General features: G+C 73.2%; 13 protein-coding genes. 7 read left to right on the forward strand and 6 right to left on the reverse strand.

Annotation, left to right across the window (positions count from 1 at the left end):
• Nucleotides 1–49: 49 nt before the first annotated feature.
• Together ACWDLG_RS11035 and ACWDLG_RS11040 are read left to right on the forward strand one after the other, a co-directional pair.
• On the forward strand, nucleotides 50–1,303 hold the full coding sequence (locus ACWDLG_RS11035; protein WP_449918404.1) for a cytochrome ubiquinol oxidase subunit I: 1,254 nt from the start codon (nucleotides 50–52) through the stop codon (nucleotides 1,301–1,303).
• A gap of 10 nt (nucleotides 1,304–1,313) precedes the next feature.
• Nucleotides 1,314–2,051, forward strand: coding sequence for a cytochrome d ubiquinol oxidase subunit II (locus ACWDLG_RS11040; RefSeq protein ID WP_449918407.1), 738 nt, complete (start codon nucleotides 1,314–1,316; stop codon nucleotides 2,049–2,051).
• A gap of 132 nt (nucleotides 2,052–2,183) precedes the next feature.
• Here ACWDLG_RS11040 and ACWDLG_RS11045 read toward each other — a convergent pair whose 3' ends face one another.
• Nucleotides 2,184–3,845 carry an alpha-amylase family protein gene (locus tag ACWDLG_RS11045; RefSeq protein WP_354914416.1) on the reverse strand — a complete coding sequence of 554 codons (1,662 nt, stop codon included), beginning with the start codon at nucleotides 3,843–3,845 and terminating at the stop codon, nucleotides 2,184–2,186.
• Nucleotides 3,846–3,881: 36 nt separating this feature from the next.
• Here ACWDLG_RS11045 and ACWDLG_RS11050 point away from each other — a divergent pair, with 36 nt between their 5' ends.
• The gene (locus ACWDLG_RS11050) at nucleotides 3,882–4,223 is read left to right on the forward strand and encodes a hypothetical protein (RefSeq protein ID WP_354914414.1); all 342 of its coding nucleotides are present in this window, start codon (nucleotides 3,882–3,884) and stop codon (nucleotides 4,221–4,223) included.
• A gap of 27 nt (nucleotides 4,224–4,250) precedes the next feature.
• Entirely contained in the window at nucleotides 4,251–6,461 is a 2,211-nt protein-coding gene (gene secD, locus ACWDLG_RS11055) for a protein translocase subunit SecD (RefSeq protein WP_449918410.1), read from the forward strand.
• A 145-nt stretch (nucleotides 6,462–6,606) separates the two neighbouring features.
• Here secD and ACWDLG_RS11060 read toward each other — a convergent pair whose 3' ends face one another.
• The 3 genes from ACWDLG_RS11060 to ACWDLG_RS11070 form a co-directional block, all read right to left on the reverse strand.
• Nucleotides 6,607–7,650: a PAS domain-containing sensor histidine kinase gene (locus ACWDLG_RS11060; protein ID WP_449918413.1), complete on the reverse strand. Its 1,044-nt coding sequence runs from the start codon at nucleotides 7,648–7,650 to the stop codon at nucleotides 6,607–6,609.
• A 46-nt stretch (nucleotides 7,651–7,696) separates the two neighbouring features.
• Complete coding sequence (locus tag ACWDLG_RS11065) at nucleotides 7,697–8,104, reverse strand: ATP-binding protein (RefSeq protein WP_449918415.1); 408 nt, start codon at nucleotides 8,102–8,104, stop codon at nucleotides 7,697–7,699.
• Between the two features lie 72 nt (nucleotides 8,105–8,176).
• The gene (locus ACWDLG_RS11070; protein WP_449918418.1) at nucleotides 8,177–8,812 is read right to left on the reverse strand and encodes a response regulator transcription factor; all 636 of its coding nucleotides are present in this window, start codon (nucleotides 8,810–8,812) and stop codon (nucleotides 8,177–8,179) included.
• Between the two features lie 113 nt (nucleotides 8,813–8,925).
• Between ACWDLG_RS11070 and ACWDLG_RS11075 the strand changes: the two genes are divergently transcribed.
• The 3 genes from ACWDLG_RS11075 to ACWDLG_RS11085 all read left to right on the forward strand — a co-directional run bounded on the left by ACWDLG_RS11075 (nucleotide 8,926) and on the right by ACWDLG_RS11085 (nucleotide 11,022).
• Nucleotides 8,926–9,525, forward strand: a complete 600-nt coding sequence (locus tag ACWDLG_RS11075; protein ID WP_449918421.1) for an alpha-L-rhamnosidase C-terminal domain-containing protein — start codon at nucleotides 8,926–8,928, stop codon at nucleotides 9,523–9,525.
• Between the two features lie 37 nt (nucleotides 9,526–9,562).
• Nucleotides 9,563–9,760 (forward strand): EF-hand domain-containing protein, encoded by a 198-nt coding sequence (locus ACWDLG_RS11080; RefSeq protein ID WP_354914402.1) that lies wholly within the window; start codon nucleotides 9,563–9,565, stop codon nucleotides 9,758–9,760.
• A 74-nt stretch (nucleotides 9,761–9,834) separates the two neighbouring features.
• The gene (locus ACWDLG_RS11085) at nucleotides 9,835–11,022 is read left to right on the forward strand and encodes a helix-turn-helix domain-containing protein (RefSeq protein WP_354914400.1); all 1,188 of its coding nucleotides are present in this window, start codon (nucleotides 9,835–9,837) and stop codon (nucleotides 11,020–11,022) included.
• Here ACWDLG_RS11085 and ccrA read toward each other — a convergent pair.
• Together ccrA and ACWDLG_RS11095 are read right to left on the reverse strand one after the other, a co-directional pair.
• Complete coding sequence (ccrA, locus tag ACWDLG_RS11090) at nucleotides 10,988–12,313, reverse strand: crotonyl-CoA carboxylase/reductase (RefSeq protein WP_449918424.1); 1,326 nt, start codon at nucleotides 12,311–12,313, stop codon at nucleotides 10,988–10,990. The genes ACWDLG_RS11085 and ccrA overlap by 35 nt on opposite strands.
• On the reverse strand, nucleotides 12,310–18,384 hold the full coding sequence (locus tag ACWDLG_RS11095) for an SDR family oxidoreductase (protein WP_449918426.1): 6,075 nt from the start codon (nucleotides 18,382–18,384) through the stop codon (nucleotides 12,310–12,312). The genes ccrA and ACWDLG_RS11095 overlap by 4 nt, the downstream gene beginning before the upstream one ends.
• Nucleotides 18,385–18,549 lie beyond the last annotated feature (165 nt).

The following is an 18,549-nucleotide window of genomic DNA, read 5'->3' on the forward strand; positions in this document are numbered from 1 at the left end:
CAACCGTGGGCCGATGCGGCGGCGCATGCCGTACCGGGAGGGTCGGGGCATGGAAACGGTGGACCTGGCCCGCTTGCAGTTCGCGCTGACCGCGGGGGCGCACTTCCTCTTCGTCGCGTTGACGCTCGGACTCGCGACGCTGGTCGCGGTGCTGCAGACGGTGGCGACGCTGACCGGCAGCCCGCTGCACCAGCGCATGGTGCGGTTCTGGGGCCAGCTCTACATCATCAACTACGCCATGGGCATCGTGACGGGGCTGGTGATGGAGTTCCAGTTCGGGATGTCGTGGAGCGGGCTGACGCACTTCGCGGGCAACGTCTTCGGCGCGGCCCTGGCGATCGAGACGCTGGTCGCCTTCTTCGTCGAGTCCACCTTCCTCGGCCTGTGGATCTTCGGCTGGAACCGGCTCAACAAGTGGGCGCACCTGGCGCTGATCTGGATCGTGACGCTGACCGCCTACGCCAGCGCCTTCTGGATCCTGATCGCCAACGGCTTCCTGCAGCACCCCGTCGGCCACCAGGTCGTGGACGGCGTGCTGCGCCTCACCGACTTCGGCGCGCTGACCGCCAACCCCGCCTCGCTCGTCGCCTTCGGGCACGTCCTGAGCGGCGCGATGGTCGTCGCCGGGTTCTTCATGGCCGGGGTGAGCGCCTACCACCTGCGCAGGCGCACCACCGAGCAGGACTTCTTCCGCAAGTCGCTCCGGATCGGCGCCGGCCTGGCCCTGCCCGCCACGATGGTCACCGCGGCCTTCGGCGGCATGGGCTTCCAGACCCTCCAGCCGGGCAAGGCGGCGGCCTGGTCCGGCGGGGCCGACGACCTCGCCCGGGTCCAGGCCGACATGGTGGCCCGCTTCGGCCCCGGCGACCACCTGCCGCCCGTCGGCCTGGTGCAGGCCGCGGGCATCACGATGATGCTGCTGTTCGCCGTCATGCTCTTCTTCTCGGCGGCCGGCTTCCTGCTGATGCTGTTCCGGCCCGCCGTCCGCGGGTTGCGGATCTGGCACTGGCTGCTGACCGCGATGATCCCCGTCCCGTTCGTCACGATGCTGGCGGGATGGGTCTTCCGGGAGGTGGGCCGCCAGCCATGGGCGGTGTACGGCCTGCTGACCACGGCCGACGCGATGTCCCCGCTCAGCGCCACGGAGGTGCGCGTCTCCCTGATCGCCTTCAGCGCGGTGTTCGGGGTGCTGATCCTGGTCAACTACTGGCTGCTGGCCAGGACCGCCAGGCGCGGCCCCGACGCCGTCGCCCTGGGCGCCGAACGCCCGATCGAGACCCCCGTTCCCGCCCTGACCTTCTGAGGACGCCACCATGGAGATCTTCGTCCTGGCCTTCTTCGCGCTCGGCTACTTCCTGCTGGCCAGCGCGGACATCGGGGTGGGCATGCTGCTGCCGTACCTCGGGAAGACCGCCACCGAGCGCAGGACCGTCATCGCCGCGATCGCCCCGTTCTTCCTCGGCAACGAGGTGTGGCTGGTGGCGCTGGCCGGCGTGCTCGCCGGGCTGTTCCCCGAACTGGAAGGTGAGCTGCTGGGCGGCAACTACCTGGCCCTCGTGGCGTTGCTCGTCAGCTGGATCGTGCGCGACATGGGGCTGTGGCTGCGCGGCCGGGTGCCGGCGGCGTGGTGGCAGGCCGGCTGTGACGGGGCGATCGTGGCCGGCTCGTGGGGGCTGGCGCTGGCCTGGGGAGTGATCTTCACGCGGATCCTGCCGGTGCCGGTCGCGGCGGCGCTCGTGGTCGCGGTGCTGTTCGCCATGCACGGGCTGGCGTTCGCGGGGCTGCGGCTGACGGGCCGGCTGCGGGAGCGTGCCGTACGGCTGACCGGAGGGTCCGGCGAGAGGCCCACCTACGCGCTGACGGCGGCCGCGCTGACCGGCATCGTGGTGCTGGCGGGGGCGGACCTCGACCTGGCGGCGTCGGCGGCCGACGGGGCCACGCTGGCGCTGCTGGTGCCGGTGATGCTGGTCCTGATGCCGCTGCTGGTCCTGGCGCAGGCGTGGGTGTGGTGGACCTTCCGCCACCGCGTCACGGGACCCTCCTACCTCTGACCCGGCCCCACCCACCCGCCCTCGCCACCTTCTACGCCTCCGTCATCCAGGGCATGTCGGCCCGGGCCCGCGACGGCGCCACGCGCGAGGAACTGGAGCGGGTGGCACGGCCGGCGATGCCGGCCTACCCGGTCACCGAGCGATGATCGAGGCGTCCTCCGGCGGCATGTCCTCGCGCGGGGCGGCGCGCAGCCAGCGGCAGCCGTGCGGCGCCATCGGCAGCGTCACCCTGCCGTCCTCGACGTCCATGCTTTCGTCGGAGAGCAGGTCGGTGAGCACGCAGTCGCCCCGGTCCTTCAGCAGCAGTTCGACCTCCGTCGCGGTGTCGCCCAGGTTGTGGACGGCCACCACGGTCGCGCCCGCGGCGTCGCAGCGGTGCGCGAAGATGCCCGGGTTGCCGGTCTCCAGCACCGTGTTCTCGCCCCATGCGAGCTCCGGGCACTCCCGGTAGCGCTCGATCAGCAGCTGGAACCAGCGCAGCAGCGAGTCGGGGTCCCGTTTCTGGTCGGCGACGTTGACCCGCTCGGGGGCGAAGCTGCCGCCGGGGATCCCCCGCACGGGCTCGGCCTCGCTGAAACCGCCGCCGCGTGACCACTGCATCGGGGTCCTGACCGCCATCCTGCCCTCTTCGTCGAGGTTGTCACCCATGCCGATCTCCTCGCCGTAGAAGATCACCGGGGTGCCAGGCATGGAGAACAGCAGGCTGTAGGCCATTTTGACCCGGCGCAGGTCACCGCCGAGCATCGAGGGCAGCCGGCGGCGCAGGCCCCTGCCGTAGATCTGCATGCTCTTGTCGGGGCCGAAGGCCTCGAACACCTCCTGCCGTTCCTCCTCGCTGAGCTTGTCCAGGGTCAGCTCGTCGTGGTTGCGGAGGAAGGTCGCCCACTGGCAGTCCTTGGGCGGCATGATGCGCTCGCGCAGCGCCTGGTAGATCGGCTCGGCCTCGTCCCTGGCCAGCGCCAGCCAGATCCGCTGCATGAGGATGAAGTCGAAGCACATCGTGAGCTGGTCGCCGTTGCCGTCGCCGAAGTAGCCGACGAGGTCCTTGTAGGGCATGTTGACCTCGCCCAGCAGGATCGATCCGCCCTCGCGCCGGCACATGAAGGCGCGCAGGTCGGCCAGGAAGGCGTGCGGGTCGGGCAGCTTGTCGCCCACGTTCTCGATGAGGAACGGCACCGCGTCCACCCTGAACCCCGACAGGCCCAGCTCCATCCAGAAGCCGAGGATGCGGGCGATCTCGTCGCGCACCTCCGGGTTGGCGACGTTGAGATCGGGCTGGTGGCGGTAGAAGCTGTGCAGGTAGTACTGCCCGGTCCGCTCGTCGAACTGCCAGATCGAGTCCTCCTTGTCGGGGAAGACGATCTGGCTGGGGTCGTCGGGTTCGGGCGTGTCGCTCCAGACGTACCAGTCGCGCAACCGCGACTGCTTGCTCGATCGCGAGTCCTTGAACCACGGGTGCTGGTCGGAGGTGTGGTTGACCACCAGGTCGGCGATCACCCTGATCCCCCTGTCGGTCGCGGTGCGCATGAACTCCACGAAGTCGCCGAGCGTGCCGAGCCGGGGGTCGACGCTGTAGAAGTCGGTGATGTCGTAGCCGTCGTCCCTGTTGGGGGTGGGGAAGAAGGGCATGAGCCACAGGCAGGTGATGCCCAGGCTGTGCAGATAGTCGATCTGCTGGGTGAGGCCGCGGAAGTCGCCGACCCCGTCGCCGTTGCCGTCCTTGTAGGTCTCGACGTCGAGACAGTAGATCACCGCGTTCTTCCACCAGAGATCGCTGGTATAGGTCAGGCGCATCCGCCTCCGCTACCCGATCAGGCGTATGGTGAACGCGTGCGGACCAGGTTGCCTGCTGCGCTGCTGCTCCTGCTGTCCACACTGTTCCTGGCCGGCGGGACGCCCCCGCCTGCCCCCGTCGTGGCCGCCGTCCACGCGCAGATCGCCGGAGCGGCCGATCACCAGCAGGTCCTGCCCGACCCCACCAGGCCGCACGCCCACGCGAGCAAGGGCGTGCACGCCACGGGCGGCGGCCTCGCCGTCCTCACCGCCGCCCTTCCGTACGGCCGGCGCGCCGCGCTGACCGCTGTCGCCGGCGCCCGCCCGAGGGCGCTCGGCGGCGAGCACCACGCGAGCGCGCCGGCCCGCGCGCCGCCCACCTCCACACCGCTCTCCTGACCCCATCAAGAGCCTTGTGGAGGCCCCATGTCCCGTGCGCCGTTGTGGCGTGCGGTGGCGGCGCTTGCCGTCATCGCGACTTCGTTGTTCCTAGCCCTGACCATGCCGCCGCGCCTCGGTCTCGACCTGCGCGGCGGCACCCAGCTCGTCTTCGAGACCAGAGACTCGCCCACCGCCAAGGCCGACGCCGAGGCCACCGACCGGGCGCTGGACGTGCTCCAGCGCAGGACGGACGCGCTGGGCGTGGTCGACCCGACCCTCGTCCGCTCGGGCGAGAAGCGCATCATCGTCGAACTGCCGGGCGTGCTCGACCCGCGCAAGGCCGCCGAGGTGATCGGCAGGACCGCGCAGCTGTCCTTCCACCCCGTCCTCGGCGACGACGGCCAGACCCGCGACGAGGACGGCCGGCCGCTCCGTCTCGGGCCGGCCGCGATCAGCGGCGACGGCGTCACCGACGCGGGGGCGGGCACCGACCCGCAGCGCGGCGGCGCCTGGTTCGTCACCGTCGACTTCCGCGAGAGCGCGCCGTGGCAGAAGCTGACCGGCGCGGCCGCCTGCGAGCCCGTCGGCGACCCCAAGCGCAGGGTCGCCATCGTGCTCGACGACAAGGTCATCTCCTCGCCGCAGGTGAACGAGGGGACGCCGTGCCGTACCGGCATCCCCGGGGGTTCCACCGAGATCACCGGCTCCTTCACCCCCGAGGAGGCGAAGAACCTCGCCGTGCTGATCAAGGGCGGTTCGCTCCCGGTGCCGCTGGAGATCGTCGAGCAGCGGACGGTCGGCCCCACCCTCGGCGCCGACGCCATCGCCGCCAGCGCGCAGGCCGCCGTGGTCGGCGTGATCCTGACCGGCGCCTTCATCATCCTGGTCTACCGGGTCGTCGGGCTGCTGGCGGCGATCGCGCTGGTGAGCTACGGCCTCATCTCCTACGCCGCCCTGGTCGCCCTCGGCGCCACGCTCACCCTGCCGGGCCTGGCCGGATTCGTGCTGGCGATCGGCATGGCCGTCGACGCCAACGTGCTGGTCTTCGAGAGAGCCAGGGAGGAGTACGGCCGAGCGGGCCTCAAGACCGCGCTCGACCAGGGGTTCGCGAAGGCCTGGAGCGCCATCGCCGACTCCAACGTGACCACGCTGCTGGCCGCCGGGCTGCTGTTCTGGCTGGCCTCGGGCCCGGTCAAGGGGTTCGGCGTGACGCTGTCGATCGGTGTGGTCGCCTCGCTGATCTCAGCCATGATCATCACCAGGGCGCTCACCCAGTGGATCATCGGCAGGACGCCGCCGCGAGCCTCGGGTCTCGCCTCGATCGGCAGGGTGCGCGCCTGGCTGACCGCCCGCAGCCCCTTCGTGATGCGGCACGCCCGCCGGTGGCTGGTGGGCGCGGCCGTCCTGGTGCTGGTCGCGGTCGCGGGGCTCGTCTCGCGCGGGCTGAACTTCGGGGTCGAGTTCACCGGAGGGCGGCTCGTCGAGTTCACCACGTCCACGCCGATGACCACGGACACGGCCAGGGCGGCCGTCGCGGGCGCCGGACACCCCTCGGCCGTCGTGCAGAGCTCCGACCAGGGGATCTCGGTGCGGACCGGTCAGATCACCGGCGACGACGTCGAACGCATCCAGCGGGCGCTCGGCGACCGGGTCACCAAGGTGCGCGACGAGCTCATCGGGCCCTCCCTCGGCGCCGAGCTGCGGCGCAACGCGCTGATCGCGCTGGGCGTGGCGCTGGCGGCCCAGCTGGCCTACCTGGCGGTGCGGTTCCGATGGACGTTCGGCGCGGCGGCCGTGCTGGCGCTGCTCGTCGACACGGCGGCGGTCGTGGGCACGTTCGCCTGGCTCGGCAAGCCGATCGACGGGGTGTTCCTGGCGGCGATGCTGACGATCGTCGGGTACTCGGTGAACGACAAGGTGGTGGTCTTCGACCGGGTGCGCGAGCTGTGGGCGCGGCAGCGGACCAGGCCGTTCCCCCAGGTGGTCAACGAGGCGATCCTGCAGACCGTGCCGCGCACCGTGAACACCGGGCTGGGGGCGCTGTTCATCCTGGCGGCGCTGGCGGTGTTCGGGGGTGACTCGCTGCGGGACTTCGCGATCGCGCTGCTGATCGGGATCGTGGTGGGGACGCTGTCGTCGTCGCTGGTGGCCGGGCCGTTGGCGATCGAGTTCGAGCGGTACAGCAAGCAGCCGCCGCCGTCGCCGCCCGCCCGCCGTACCTCCCGGCCCCGCGAGGGCTCCGGCGCGGTCCTCTGACCACCGGCCGGACGGCTCCCTGACGCCCCGGCCCCGCTCCCACCCGCACGGCACGCAGGGTGATGGCGGGGCCGGGGCCCCTACCGGGAGGCGCCGTCGCCCGGCACCGGCGGCCGTACCAGGCGAGGGCCTACCGGCGGACGGATCACTCGCTCCCTCCGTACGGCAGCGCCGGCACCCAGAACTCCACCGTCGCTCCCCCGCCCGGCTCGCTCCTGATGGCCCACCAGCCTCCGGCCGCCTCCGCGCGTTCGCGCATCTCCAGCAGCCCGAAGTGGTCGCGCCCGGACAGCGTCTCCACGGGCTTGGCGAGGCCGACGCCGTCGTCGGTCACCCTGACGAGCACGCCGTGGTCGGCGGAGACCAGCGACACCTTCACGCTCTTCGCCCGCGCGTGCTTGTGGACGTTGGTGAGCGCCTCCTGCAGGATCCGGAAGATCGTGATGCGCGTTTCGGGCGGCGGCTCGCGGACGAGGTCGTGGCTGACGCTGACGGTGAGGCCGGTGCCCGCCACCGTCTCGTCGAGATAGCCCTGGACGGCGTCGATCAGGTCGTCGTCCAGTCCCGGCGGTCGCAGCCTGAAGGTGAGGCCGCGCAGCCGCTGGACGGCCGCGCTGACGGCCTCGCCGAGCCGTTCGACGGCGTCGGCGTGCTCCGGCGGCACCCGGTCGGCCAGGAGCTGCAGCCGCATCCCGACGGCGACCATCGACTGGATGGTGTCGTCGTGGACGTCCCAGGCGATGCGCCGCCGCTCGCGCTCCTGCGCCTGGACCAGGTGGGCGAGCAGGCGTCCGCGCTCGTCGAAGGCCCGCTCTGCGGTACGGCGCTCGGTCATGTCGCGGGTGACCTTGCCGAAGCCGCGCAGCCGTCCGGACTCGTCGAACAGCGCGGTGATGATGACGTTCGCCCAGAACCTCGTGCCGTCCTTGCGGACCCGCCACCCCTCGTCCTCCAGCCGTCCCTCCGCGATCGCGGTCTCCAGCTCGCGCTCCGGCTTTTTCGCGGCGACGTCCTCGGGCGGGTAGAAGACCGAGAAATGGCGGCCGATGATCTCCTTGGCCGTGTAGCCCTTGACCCGCTCGGCGCCCGCGTTCCAGCTGATGATGTGACCCCGGGGATCCAGCATGAAGATCGCGTAGTCGACGATGCTCTGCACCATCAGGTGGAGGTCTGTGTCGGCGTCGGCCATACCGCAGCATGCCACGCCCACCCCCGCGAGCGGTACGGCACGCATGTCAGCCGACGGCCGCGCCCGCCCTGGCGCCGTCGGAGTCCGTCGCGGCCACCAGCTCGCACCAGACCACCTTGCCGCCGTCCAGCGGGGCGGCACCCCACCGGGCCGACACCTGCTCGACCACGTGCAGGCCCCAGCCGTCACGCGGTCCAGGCTCGCGGGGCGCGGGCAGTTCGGCGGCGGCATCACCCACCTCGATGCGGATCCGCGACTCGTCTCCCGCCAGGCGCAGCAGCGGCGGCCCGTCGCCGTGCAGCAGCGCGTTGGTCACCAGCTCCGAGACGACGAGCAGCACGTCCTCGCGCGCACCACGGTAGGCGGTCTCGACCACGAACCGTCCGGCGATCTCGCGGGCGGCCGTGATGCCGGACAGCTCGGCTTCCAGCCGCTCCTCGATCTCGTATGCCATGCCCCTCACTTTCCCCACCAGGGCGTGGCCTCACGAGACGCAATTTCCCCAGCGGCCAGTAGTGCAGATGCATCAGTCAAGCAGGCCGTCCCTGCGTGCGATGACGACGGCTTCCAGCTTGGAGCGCGCGCCCAGCTTCTCCAGCACCCGCTGGACATGGTTTCGCGCGGTGTTGCGGGCCACGCCGAGCCGGCGGCTGATCTCGACGGTGCTGGCCCCCTCGCCCAGGAGCGCCAGCGTCTGGCGCTCCCGCGCGGTCAGCCCGCCGCCCGGGTGCGCCGCCCTTCCCGTCAGCCGGTCGAGCACGTCGGCCAGCAGGTCGGGCGTGAAGACCATGCCGCCGGCGGCCACCTCGCGGACGGCCGCCTCCAGCTCCTTCAGCCCCGACGACTTGGCGATCAGGCCGGCGCCACCGGCCGCCACGGCCCTGGTGGCCATGGCGGCGCTCACCTCGCCGGCGACCACCAGCACGCGCACCCCGTCGGCGGCCGACGCGAGGCTGCCGATCGCCTCGATCCCGTCGCCGTCGGGCAGCCGCCGATCGAGGAGCACCACGTCGGGCCGCAGGCGTCCGGTCTCGGTGCCCGCCTCCGCGATCGAGACCGCCCTGCCCACCACCTCGATGCCGTCGGCCCGGTCGAGCGCCATGCCGAGCGCCTCGGCGACCATGTCGTGGTCCTCCACGAGCAGCACCCGGATCGACGGCATGGGCTCATTCTCCTTCAGCCCTGGGCTCGTCTGGCGGCCAGGGCGGCGCCGACGCGCTGCACGTCGCCGTCGTCGGCGGGATCGAGGCCGGTCAACGCGGGGTCGCGGGCCTGATGGGCGTCGCGGAGGGGGTGCTCAGGTGGTTCCTGCCGTTCAGGGGCGGCGACGGGCTTCGCCGGTTTCGAGATCTTCTGGGACGGCAGGCGGTACGCCGACAACCTGGTGAGCGGCGCGGCGAGCGAGCACACCGCCGCCGCGGCCGTCTGCGCCGGGATCGTGCCCGCCGGGCGGCTGCCGCTGATCAGGGAGTTCCTGCTGGACCGGGCGGCGCCCTGCTGGGCGCCGCCGACCACGTCGCCGGGCTGTGCAAGGACTGGGCCGCGCTGGGGCAGGGCACCTTCCGCGAGTGCTGGGACGGCGGGTCGTACTGTCACGGCTGGTCGGCCACGCCCAGCAGGGACCTGCTCGTCCACACCCTGGGGATCACGCCCGCCGAGCCCGGCTACGAGAGGGTCAGGATCGCGCCCCGGCTGGGTCACCTGCGCTGGGCGCGCGGTGCCGTACCGTCGCCGCACGGGCTGATCGCGGTCGAGGTACGGGATGACACGATCACGGTGGACTCGCCGGTCCCGTACGAGATCGTGCATCCCGACGGGCGGGTCAGCAGGGGTCAGGGCTCGGGGACCACGGACCTTCACGTCTTGGTCGAGTGAGGGGCGATCGGCGACAAATGAGGCTAACCTCTCGCCCATGAGTGACTACGCGATCACATTCGACCTCGTCGACGCCAACAATGACGGGCTGATCTCCGCCGCGGAACTGGTCCGCCTGATGGAGGTGCTCGGCCAGCCGATCACGATCGAGGCCGCGCAGGCCGGTGTCGCCAGGCTGGACCGCGACGGTGACGGCCTCATCTCGCTGGAGGAGTTCGGCCGCTTCATCCAATAGTTATAAAAACAAGCACTTGCTTCCCAGCTCCTCTGTCAGTTAAGTAACAAGTGGCGACGGGAGGGGTTAAGGGCATGAAGGGTGACTGGAGCGACGGACGCCGCCTCTGGGAGTCCGCTCCCCCCGGCATCGTCCACGGGTTGCGACCCGGCATCGGCAGGCTCTCCGACGAGGTGATCGAGGAGATCCAGGCCCGCATCCCCGAGTATGCGAGGCCGTCGGACGAGATCTACATCAAGGTCGTGCGGAGGGCGGTCGAGGAGGCCATCGGCCGCTTCCTCGACCGCATCGAGAACCCCGACGCCCCCTGGGATCCCGAACCGTTCCGCATGATCGGCAGGGGAGAGGCCGCCGAGGGCCGCAACCTCGAACCGCTGCAGACCGCCATGCGCCTGGGCGCCAGGGTCGGCTGGCGGCGGCTGACCGAGCTGGCCGAGCCGCTCGGCCTGACGCCCCAGTCCCTCTACGACCTCGGCGAGGCGATCTTCGTCTATCTCGACCAGCTCGCCGACGCCGCCGCCGAGGGCTTCGACGAGGCCAGGGCCCACGCGGCAGGCGAGATGGAGCGGCGCCGCCACCGCCTGCTCGACCTGCTGCTCTCCCAGCCGCCCGCCGCCGCCGAGGCGATCGCCGACCTGGCGAAGGCCGCCGGCTGGCGGCTGCCGAGGACCGTGGCGGGCGTCGCGCTCGACGACCAGAACGGCACCCCCTCACTGCCTCCGGACGTCCTCGTCGGCCTCGACCGTCCCCAGCCGTGCCTGCTCGTCCCCGACCCCAACGGTCCCGGCCGGCCGCAGATGCTGGAGAAGAGCCTGCGCGGATGGCGGGCGGCGGTCGGCCCCGCCGTCCCGCTGGAACGGGCGGCCGTCTCGCTGCGCTGGGCCACCGAGGCGCTCGACCTGGCCCGCCGCGGGGTGCTGCCGCGCGCCAGGGGCCCGCTGCGCTGCGCCGACCACATGTCGACCCTCATTGTCTTCAAGGACGAGGACCTGGTCGGCGCGCTGGCGCAGACCCGGCTGGCCCCGCTCGCGCACCTGCGCAAGTCGCAGCAGGACCGGCTGGCCGAGACACTGCTGGCCTGGCTGCGCTACGGCAGAGGCGCCGGCGAGGTGGCCGCCAGGCTGCACGTCCACCCGCAGACCGTCCGCTACCGGCTGCGGCAGCTCGAAGAGCTCTACGGCGACCAGCTCGGCGACCCCGACGTCCGCTTCGAGCTGGAGATCGTCCTCAGGGCGAGGCAGGCCAGGACCGGAACAGCCTGAGGCTGTCCTCGCCGACCCGCTCGCGCAGCGCGTGGTCCTCGACTCCCAGGTCCTCCTCCGGCGCCAGGCACAGCACGCCCACCTTGCCCACGTGCTCGTTGGTCTGGACGGCCCGCGCCGCGTCGCCCGCCCGCTCCAGCGGGTAGACCCGGGAGAGCGTCGGATGGATCATCCCGAGCGAGATCAGCCGGTTGATCTCAGCGCATTCCTGGTAGTTCGCGCCATGTGAGCCGATGATCCGCTTGAGCTTCATCCACAGGTGCCTGTTGTCGTAGGCGTGCTCGAAACCGCTGGAGGAGCCGCAGGTGACCACCGAGCCGCCCTTCCTCGCGACGTAGACGGACGCGCCGAAGGTCTCCCTGCCCGTGTGCTCGAAGACGATCGCCGGATCCTCGCCGACCTGCCTGCGCACCTCCGCCCCGAGCCTGCGCCACGCCTTCTCGTCGTCGAGGTGCTCGAACTGGGTGCGGTCCACGACGTGCTCGCAGCCCATCCGGTGCAGCAGCTCGGCCTTCTCCGGCGAGCTGACCACCCCGACCGGGATGCCGCCGCCGTTCCTGACGAGCTGCACGCCGTACGCGCCGAGGCCGCCCGTCGCGCCCCACAGCAGCACCACGTCGCCCTGCTTCATCCGCGAGCCGTGCTCGCCCACCAGCATGCGGTAGGCGGTGGACGCGCACAGCATGTTGCACGCGGCCTCCTCCCAGCTCAGGTGGGGCGGCTTGGGCAGTAACTGGGTCGCCTTCACCACGGCGAACTCCGCCAGGCCGCCGAAGTTCGTCTCGAACCCCCACGCCCGCAGGTCGCCGCCCAGCATCCCGTCGTGGTGGGTGATCGGGTCCTCGCCGTCCACGTACGCCGGGCTGGTCACCACCCGGTCACCGATCCGCCAGCGCCGTACGGCCGCGCCCGTCCTGACGACCACCCCTGCCGCGTCGGACCCGAGCACGTGCGTGTCCAGGTCGTGCCGTGGATCGGTCCTGCCGAACCGCTCGAGGAAGGCGAATGTCGGGATCGGCTCGAACATCGCCGACCAGACGGTGTTGAAGTTGATCGCGCTGGCCATGACCGCGACCAGCACCTCGTCGGGGGCCAGCGGCGGCATCGGCACCTCGCCCACGTGCAGCGACCTGCGCACGTCCTTGTCCACCCCCTTCGCCCCGTGCGGCGTCCTGCCGAACATGCCGACCTCGTCCTTGCGGATGTAGGTGGCCTTGTAGGTCGAGGGGACCCGCGCGTGCTCGAGCTCTTCGGGATCCGCGCCCTCGATCACTGCCTGTACCAGCGTCATGGAAGACCTCTCAGGTGTGCGGCGACGATCTCTACGTACGGGGGGTCGAGCAGGTTGAGATGGTGCGAGCCGGGGACGGGGACGATCTCCAGATCCTCGGCGTAGGGGGCGAACCCCCTGGCGGGGTCGTCCCGGTGCGCGTAGCGGGCGTCCTCGACGGCCCACGGGGTCGGCTCGGTGGAGCGGTAGAGGACGACCCTCCCCCGGTACGGCCCGCAGCGGTAGCGCTCGATGGCCAGGGTGTCCTCGTGGGAGGTGCGCTGGTGGCGCAGGATGGCGGGGCTCAGGGCGGCCAGGACCCCCGACTCCTCGACCCGCGCCTCGGTGAGCGCGAGCTGGCCGGGCTCGTCGAGGTCCTTCAGGTCGTCGTAGGAGAGGGCGACCGCGGCGCCGTAGGTGTCCCGGAGGTACCGCGCGAAGTCGGCGTACCGCCGGGCGCGCACCTGGGTGAGCGTGGCGGGATCGAGCCGGTCGGGAAGCCCCGAGTCGATCATCGCGACCAGCTCGACGGCGTCGTCACCTAGTTGCCTGGCGATCTCGAAGGCCACGATCCCGCCGAACGACCAGCCGCCGAGGCGGTAGGGGCCGGGGCAGGTGCGGGTGATGGCCTCGGCGTAGGCGGCGGCGCGCTCGGGGATGCCGGCCGTGCCGTCCAGCCGTTCCAGGCCGAGCACGGGGGTGTCGAGGAGGGAGGCGAGCCGCCGGTAGACGCCCGTCGTGCCGCCCGCCGGGTGCGCCAGGAACAGCGGCGCCGCCCGGCCGGTGGCGCGGCCCGGCCGGGTGAGCGGCCGGACGACGCCCTGCCCGGCCTCCCGCTCGTCCGCCGCGCGCACCGCGTCGGCCAGCTCGGCGACCGTCATCCCATCCGCCCGGAGACCCGGCTCGGCGGGCGTCACCCCAACCGCCCGGAGATCCAACTCGGCGGGCATCACCCCAACCGCCCGGAGACCCAGTTCGGCGGGCGCCGCGCCGCCCGCCCGGAGACCCGCCCCGGCATCCGTCGCCCCGCCCGCCCGGAAGCCCGCCTCGCTTGCCACGGTGGTCGCCACCTCGGCGGGGAGGACCTCGTCGAGGCGCGGCGCGCGCCCCAGGACCTGCTCGGCCACCCTCACGACCAGCCGCTCGGCCGCGTCCCTCGGCGCCGTCTCCACGGCGGTCGCCCGGCCTTCCCGTCCGCCCTGCTCGGGGCCCAGCGCGCCGCCCTGCTCGGGGCCGAGCGCGCCGCCCGGCTCGGGGCCCGCCTCGATGCCCAGCTCGGCCGCCACCGCCCGCGCGACCTCGCCCAGCGTGGCGCCTCTGAGGAGCAGCCCGGCCGGCACCGCCACCCCGAAGTCGTGCTCGAACGTCCCGCGCAGCCGCGTCGCCGCCAGCGAGTCCAGCCCCAGGTCCGTCAGCACCGCGTGCTCCCCCGGCCACCCGCCCCGGTCGCCCGACCGGCCGGCGTCGAGCCCCAGCACGCCCGCCACCCGCTCACGCACCCGCGCGTGGATCACCCGCATCGCCTCGCCCGGCGCCAGCTCGCCCAGGTCACGCCGCCGCTCCGCCACCCCCTCGACCACCATCGAGAAGTACGGCATGCGTCCCACCCGGGGGAACACCGCCATCGCCGCCGCCGGATCGAGCCTGACCACCCCCGCCGACAGTTCCCGCCGCAGCAGCGCCTCCAGCGCCTCGATCCCCTCCTCGGGGGTGAGCGGCGTGACGGCCGGCAACGGGTCGGCCCCGGCCCACGTCCCCCAGCTGATCGACACGGCCGGCAGCCCCTCCGCCCTGCGCAGGTCGCACAGCGCGTCCAGGTAGGCGTTCGCCATGCCGTACGCGGCCTGCCCCGGCGAGCCGAGCAGGGCCGCCGCCGAGGAGAAGGCCACCCACCAGTCGAGGGCACGGTCGCGCGTCGCCTGGTGCAGCCGCCACCCGCCGGTCGCCTTGGCCGCCCACACCCGTTCGACCGACGCCGCGGTCAGCGCGGTGACCAGCCGGTCGTCCAGCACGCCCGCCGCGTGGACGACCCCGCACAGCGGGACTCCCCCTTCCGTCACGGCCGCCACCAGCCGCTCCGCCGTGCCCTCCGCGGCGAGGTCGCCCGTGACCACCTCGACCGCGGGCAGCGCGGCGAGCCGGGCGGCGGCCTCGGCGGACGGTCCGGCCCGGCCGTTCAGCACGACCCTGGCCGCGCCCCTGTCCACCAGCCAGCGCGCCACGAGCAGGCCGAGCGCGCCGTACCCGCCGCTGATCAGGTAGCCGCCGCCCTCCCGCACCACCGGGGGACGTCCGGGACGGTCGGCGACGAGCTCGGCGCGGCGCAGGCGGGCGGCGTAGCGGACGCCGTCGCGCCAGGCCACCTCGTCGTCGTCGCCGTCGTGCGCGAGCTCGCGCGCCAGCGCGGAGAGGTCGTCGACGTCGATCAGCGTCGCCCTCAGCTCGGGATGCTCCAGCGCCAGCACCCTGACCGCGCCGCGCAGGGAGGCGGCCGCCGGGTCGCCGCGTTCCCCCTCCAGGACGGCCTGCGCCCGCTCGGTGACGACCCTGAGCCGCCTGCCGTCCCCGGCCAGCCGCGCCAGCCGCAGCAGCACGCCCGGCGGGTCGGCGTCCGCCCCCACCAGCACGAGCGGGTCGCCGTCTGGCCCCGCGGGCAGGAACGAGGCCAGGCGGGCGGCTCGCGGATCCCCCTCATCGGCCAGGATGAGCCATGCGCGAGCCGGCGCCGCCTGGTCGTCCGCCAGCGGGGCCGGGGCCCAGATCCGTTCGACGAGCTTGTCGGCCAGCCGTACCGGCACGCCGGTCTCCGGGATCTCAGCCGTCTCGATTCCCTCAATTGTCCCGTCTACACGGAACCGCCCGATTCTTTCCTTCGCATCGGCCGACGGGCCCGCGCCCGCCGAGCCGTACAGCTTCCACACCCCGGCCGCGTCCTTGGCGTGCACCTCGACGCGTCCCCCTGCCCGCGTGACGGTGATCCGCGCCGGCAACGGCAGCAGCCCGTACAACGCGACGTTCTCCACGGCCGTGCCGCCCGTCGCCGCCAGCGCCAGCCGGGCCACCGCCTCCACCGGCAGCACCGCGTGCCCGTCGCGGTGCCAGGTCGCGAGATCCAGCTGCCAGGGCGGCTCGGACAGGTCGTCCAGCTCGGTGGACCAGCCGTGCCCGGCGGGCGTCTCCACGTGCGCGCCCAGCACCGGATGCCCGCCGGCGGCCCGCCGGCGTTCCGGCACCCAGTGCCGCTCCCGCCGCCAGCGCGGGCGCGGCACGTCCACCACCCGCCCGTCCACATCCGGCGGTACGGCGGCCGCCACCCTGGCCACCTGCTCCTCGAACCCCCGCGCCGCCCCGTCCCGCACGCCCGCGGCGGAGGAGCGCGGCCGGGCGAGCGAATGGGTCACCAGCGCGCCAGGAAGGCTGTCCCGTAGCGCGGCGGCCAGCACCGGATGCGGCCCGATCTCGGTGAACACGGTGTGCCCGTCCTCCGCCGCGGCGCCGACCGCCTGCGCCAGCCGGACCGGCCGCCTGATGCCCGCCGCCCAGTAGGCGGGCTCGAACGTCGGCGTCTCCCGCGGGTCGTCGAGCACCGTCGAGTAGAACGGCACCTCCGGCTTCCCCGGCACGATCGCCGCCAGCTCCGCCCTCAGCCGCGGCTGCAACGGTTTGACCTGCGGCGAATGCCCCGCCCCTTCCGCCGTCAGCACTCTCGCGTACCGCCCGTCCGCCTCCACCCGCGCCGCGAACCGCGCCACGGCCTGCTGGTCGCCCGTGACCACGGTCTGCGTCGGCGAGGAGTAGACGGCGACGTGCAGGTCGGACGGCACCTCCTCGGCGGCGGCCTCCAGCACGGCCATCGCGCCGCCCCCGCCCAGAGAGCCCAGCAACCCCGCCCGCCGGCAGATCACCCGGACCCCGTCGTGGAGGCCGAGCCCGCCCGCGACGACGGCCGCCGCGACCTCGCCCATGGAGTGTCCGATGACGGCGGCGGGCCGCACCCCGTACGCCGTCCACAGCCGGCTGAGCGCGATCTGCACGGCGAAGATCATGGGCTGCAGGTGGGCGACGCCGTCCGCCTCCCAGGTGTGCAGGTCGATGCCCGCCTCGGCGCGCAGGAGCGGCGCCAGCTCGTCGACGGCGTCCCGGAAGGCGGGCTCGGCGGCGTAGAGGTCGCGTCCCATGCCCGGCCACTGCGCGCCGTACCCGCTGAAGACCCACACCGGCCCCCGCCCCCCGGTGGGCACGGGCTCGACGGTCGCGAGCGCGGCGGCCAGCTCGCCGGCGGTCCTGGCCACGGCGGCGGCGCCCACCCGGCCCCGGCCAGCCCGGCGGGCCAGCGTGTGGGCGACGTCCCGCAGCCAGGCGCCGGACGGCTCCGGACGGGCGGTGAGCCAGGCGGCGAGATCGGCGGCCTGCGCCCGGACCCGGTCGGCGGTGACGTCGCTCAGGACGAACACCCGCGCCGCAGCCGTCCCGTCCTTCGGCGGGGCCGGCACCGGCGAGTGGACCGGGCGGAAGGCGTCCAGGACCACGTGGGCGTTCGTGCCGCCGAAGCCGAACGACGACACCCCCGCCCGCGCGTCGGCGCGCGGCCAGGCCGTCGGCTCGGTGACGACAGACAGCGTGTCCCATGGCACGTGCGGGTTCGGCGTGTGGAAGTGCAGGCTGGGCGGGATGAGCCCGTGGTGCAGCGCCAGCACCGTCTTGATGAAGCCGGTCACCCCCGCCGCCGCCTCCAGGTGGCCGAGGTTGGTCTTCACCGAGCCGAGCAGGACCGGCCCGGGGACGGCGGCGGCGATGGCGCCGGCCTCGATGGGGTCGCCGAGGAAGGTGCCGGTGCCGTGCGCCTCGATGTAGTCGGGCCCCCTGTCGAGCCCCGCGTAGACGGTGCGGAGGAGGTCCTGCTGGGCGTCGGGGTTCGGGGCGACCAGGCCGTTGGAGCGGCCGTCCTGGTTCACGGCCGACGCGGTGACCACCGCGAGGACCCTGTCGTCGTCGCGGAGAGCGTCGGACAGGCGTTTGAGCACGACGACGCAGCAGCCCTCGGCCCGCACCATCCCGTCGGCCGACGCGTCGAACGCCTTGCACCTGCCGTCCGGTGCCGTGCCGCCGGCCCGGTCGAAGGCCATGGTGACGACCGGGGAGAGCAGCAGGTTCACGCCCGCGGCCAGGGCCAGGTCGCTCTCCCCCGCGCGCAGGCTGGTCACGGCCAGGTGGACGGCCACGAGTGAGGACGAGCAGGCGGTGTCGACCGCCATGGACGGCCCGCGCAGGTCGAGCAGGTACGACAGCCGGTTGGCCGCGATGCTGAAGGCGGCGCCGGTGGCCGTCCACGCGTCCACGGCGGCGGGGTCGGCGGTGGTGAGGTGGGCGTACTCGTTGCCCGAGATGCCGACGAACGCCGCGGTACGGCTGCCGCGCAACGAGCGCGGCGCGATGCCGCCGTGTTCCAGCGCCTCCCACGCCGTCTCCAGCAGCAGCCGCTGCTGGGGGTCCATCGTGGCGGCCTCGCCCGGCGGGATGCCGAAGAACTCGGCGTCGAACCCCTCGATGCCGTCGAGGAAGCCGCCGTGCCTGGTGGTGCGGTCGAGGGCGGCGGCGGTGCGGGCCGTACCGTCGTCGAACCGTTCCCAGCGCCCTTCGGGGACCGTCCGTACGGCGTCGCGGCCCTGGAGGAGAAGGTCCCAGAACGCCTCGGGCCCGTCGGCGCCCGGCAGGCGGCACCCCACCCCCACCACGGCGATCGGCTCGGGCCCGCCGGACAGGCGCTCGTCCGGGCCGGGTACCGCCTCGGGCGCGCGTCCGCCGGTGGGGCGGAGGGGGTGGGCCGGTGAGCGTCCCGCGGCCGGATCGGCGAGCGCGCCCGTGGCCAGCGCCGCGGCGAGCCGGTTGATCGTCGGGTGTTCCCACACCAGGGTCGGCGCCAGCTCGCGCCCGACGAGCTCGGCCAGTTCTCCCGCGATCCCCGTCGCGTCCCGCGACGACAGCCCGAACTCCTCCAGCGGCCGGTCGGGGTCCACCTCGGTCAGGGCACACCGGGAGGAGATCCGCTCCGTCAGGAAGCGTCGGATGTCGCCTTCACCGAGTTCGTCCACGGGCGCTCCCATGCTGCCGGGGGTGATCGGTCAACTTACCGAGACGAACCATCCAGGAGCAGGCCGTAGCGGAACATTCCTCCAGTTCGTTTTTGTCACGCGGGTGATAATTGTCCGCGGAGCGCAAGCCGTAGCGCCTTTTCGTTGCCTGCGGTGATAGCTGCC

The organism is Nonomuraea sp. NPDC003727 (assembly GCF_053586935.1).

What these genes read in the sequence shown, in the direction of transcription:
- ACWDLG_RS11035 (WP_449918404.1), top strand. Translation starts at nt 50, where the DNA reads ATGGAAACGGTGGACCTGGCCCGCTTGCAGTTCGCGCTGACCGCGGGG.
- ACWDLG_RS11040 (WP_449918407.1), top strand. Translation starts at nt 1,314, where the DNA reads ATGGAGATCTTCGTCCTGGCCTTCTTCGCGCTCGGCTACTTCCTGCTG.
- ACWDLG_RS11045 (WP_354914416.1), bottom strand. Translation starts at nt 3,845, where the DNA reads ATGCGCCTGACCTATACCAGCGATCTCTGGTGGAAGAACGCGGTGATC.
- secD (WP_449918410.1), top strand. Translation starts at nt 4,251, where the DNA reads ATGTCCCGTGCGCCGTTGTGGCGTGCGGTGGCGGCGCTTGCCGTCATC.
- ACWDLG_RS11060 (WP_449918413.1), bottom strand. Translation starts at nt 7,650, where the DNA reads ATGGCCGACGCCGACACAGACCTCCACCTGATGGTGCAGAGCATCGTC.
- ACWDLG_RS11065 (WP_449918415.1), bottom strand. Translation starts at nt 8,104, where the DNA reads ATGGCATACGAGATCGAGGAGCGGCTGGAAGCCGAGCTGTCCGGCATC.
- ACWDLG_RS11070 (WP_449918418.1), bottom strand. Translation starts at nt 8,812, where the DNA reads ATGCCGTCGATCCGGGTGCTGCTCGTGGAGGACCACGACATGGTCGCC.
- ACWDLG_RS11075 (WP_449918421.1), top strand. Translation starts at nt 8,926, where the DNA reads ATGGGCGTCGCGGAGGGGGTGCTCAGGTGGTTCCTGCCGTTCAGGGGC.
- ACWDLG_RS11080 (WP_354914402.1), top strand. Translation starts at nt 9,563, where the DNA reads ATGAGTGACTACGCGATCACATTCGACCTCGTCGACGCCAACAATGAC.
- ACWDLG_RS11085 (WP_354914400.1), top strand. Translation starts at nt 9,835, where the DNA reads ATGAAGGGTGACTGGAGCGACGGACGCCGCCTCTGGGAGTCCGCTCCC.
- ccrA (WP_449918424.1), bottom strand. Translation starts at nt 12,313, where the DNA reads ATGACGCTGGTACAGGCAGTGATCGAGGGCGCGGATCCCGAAGAGCTC.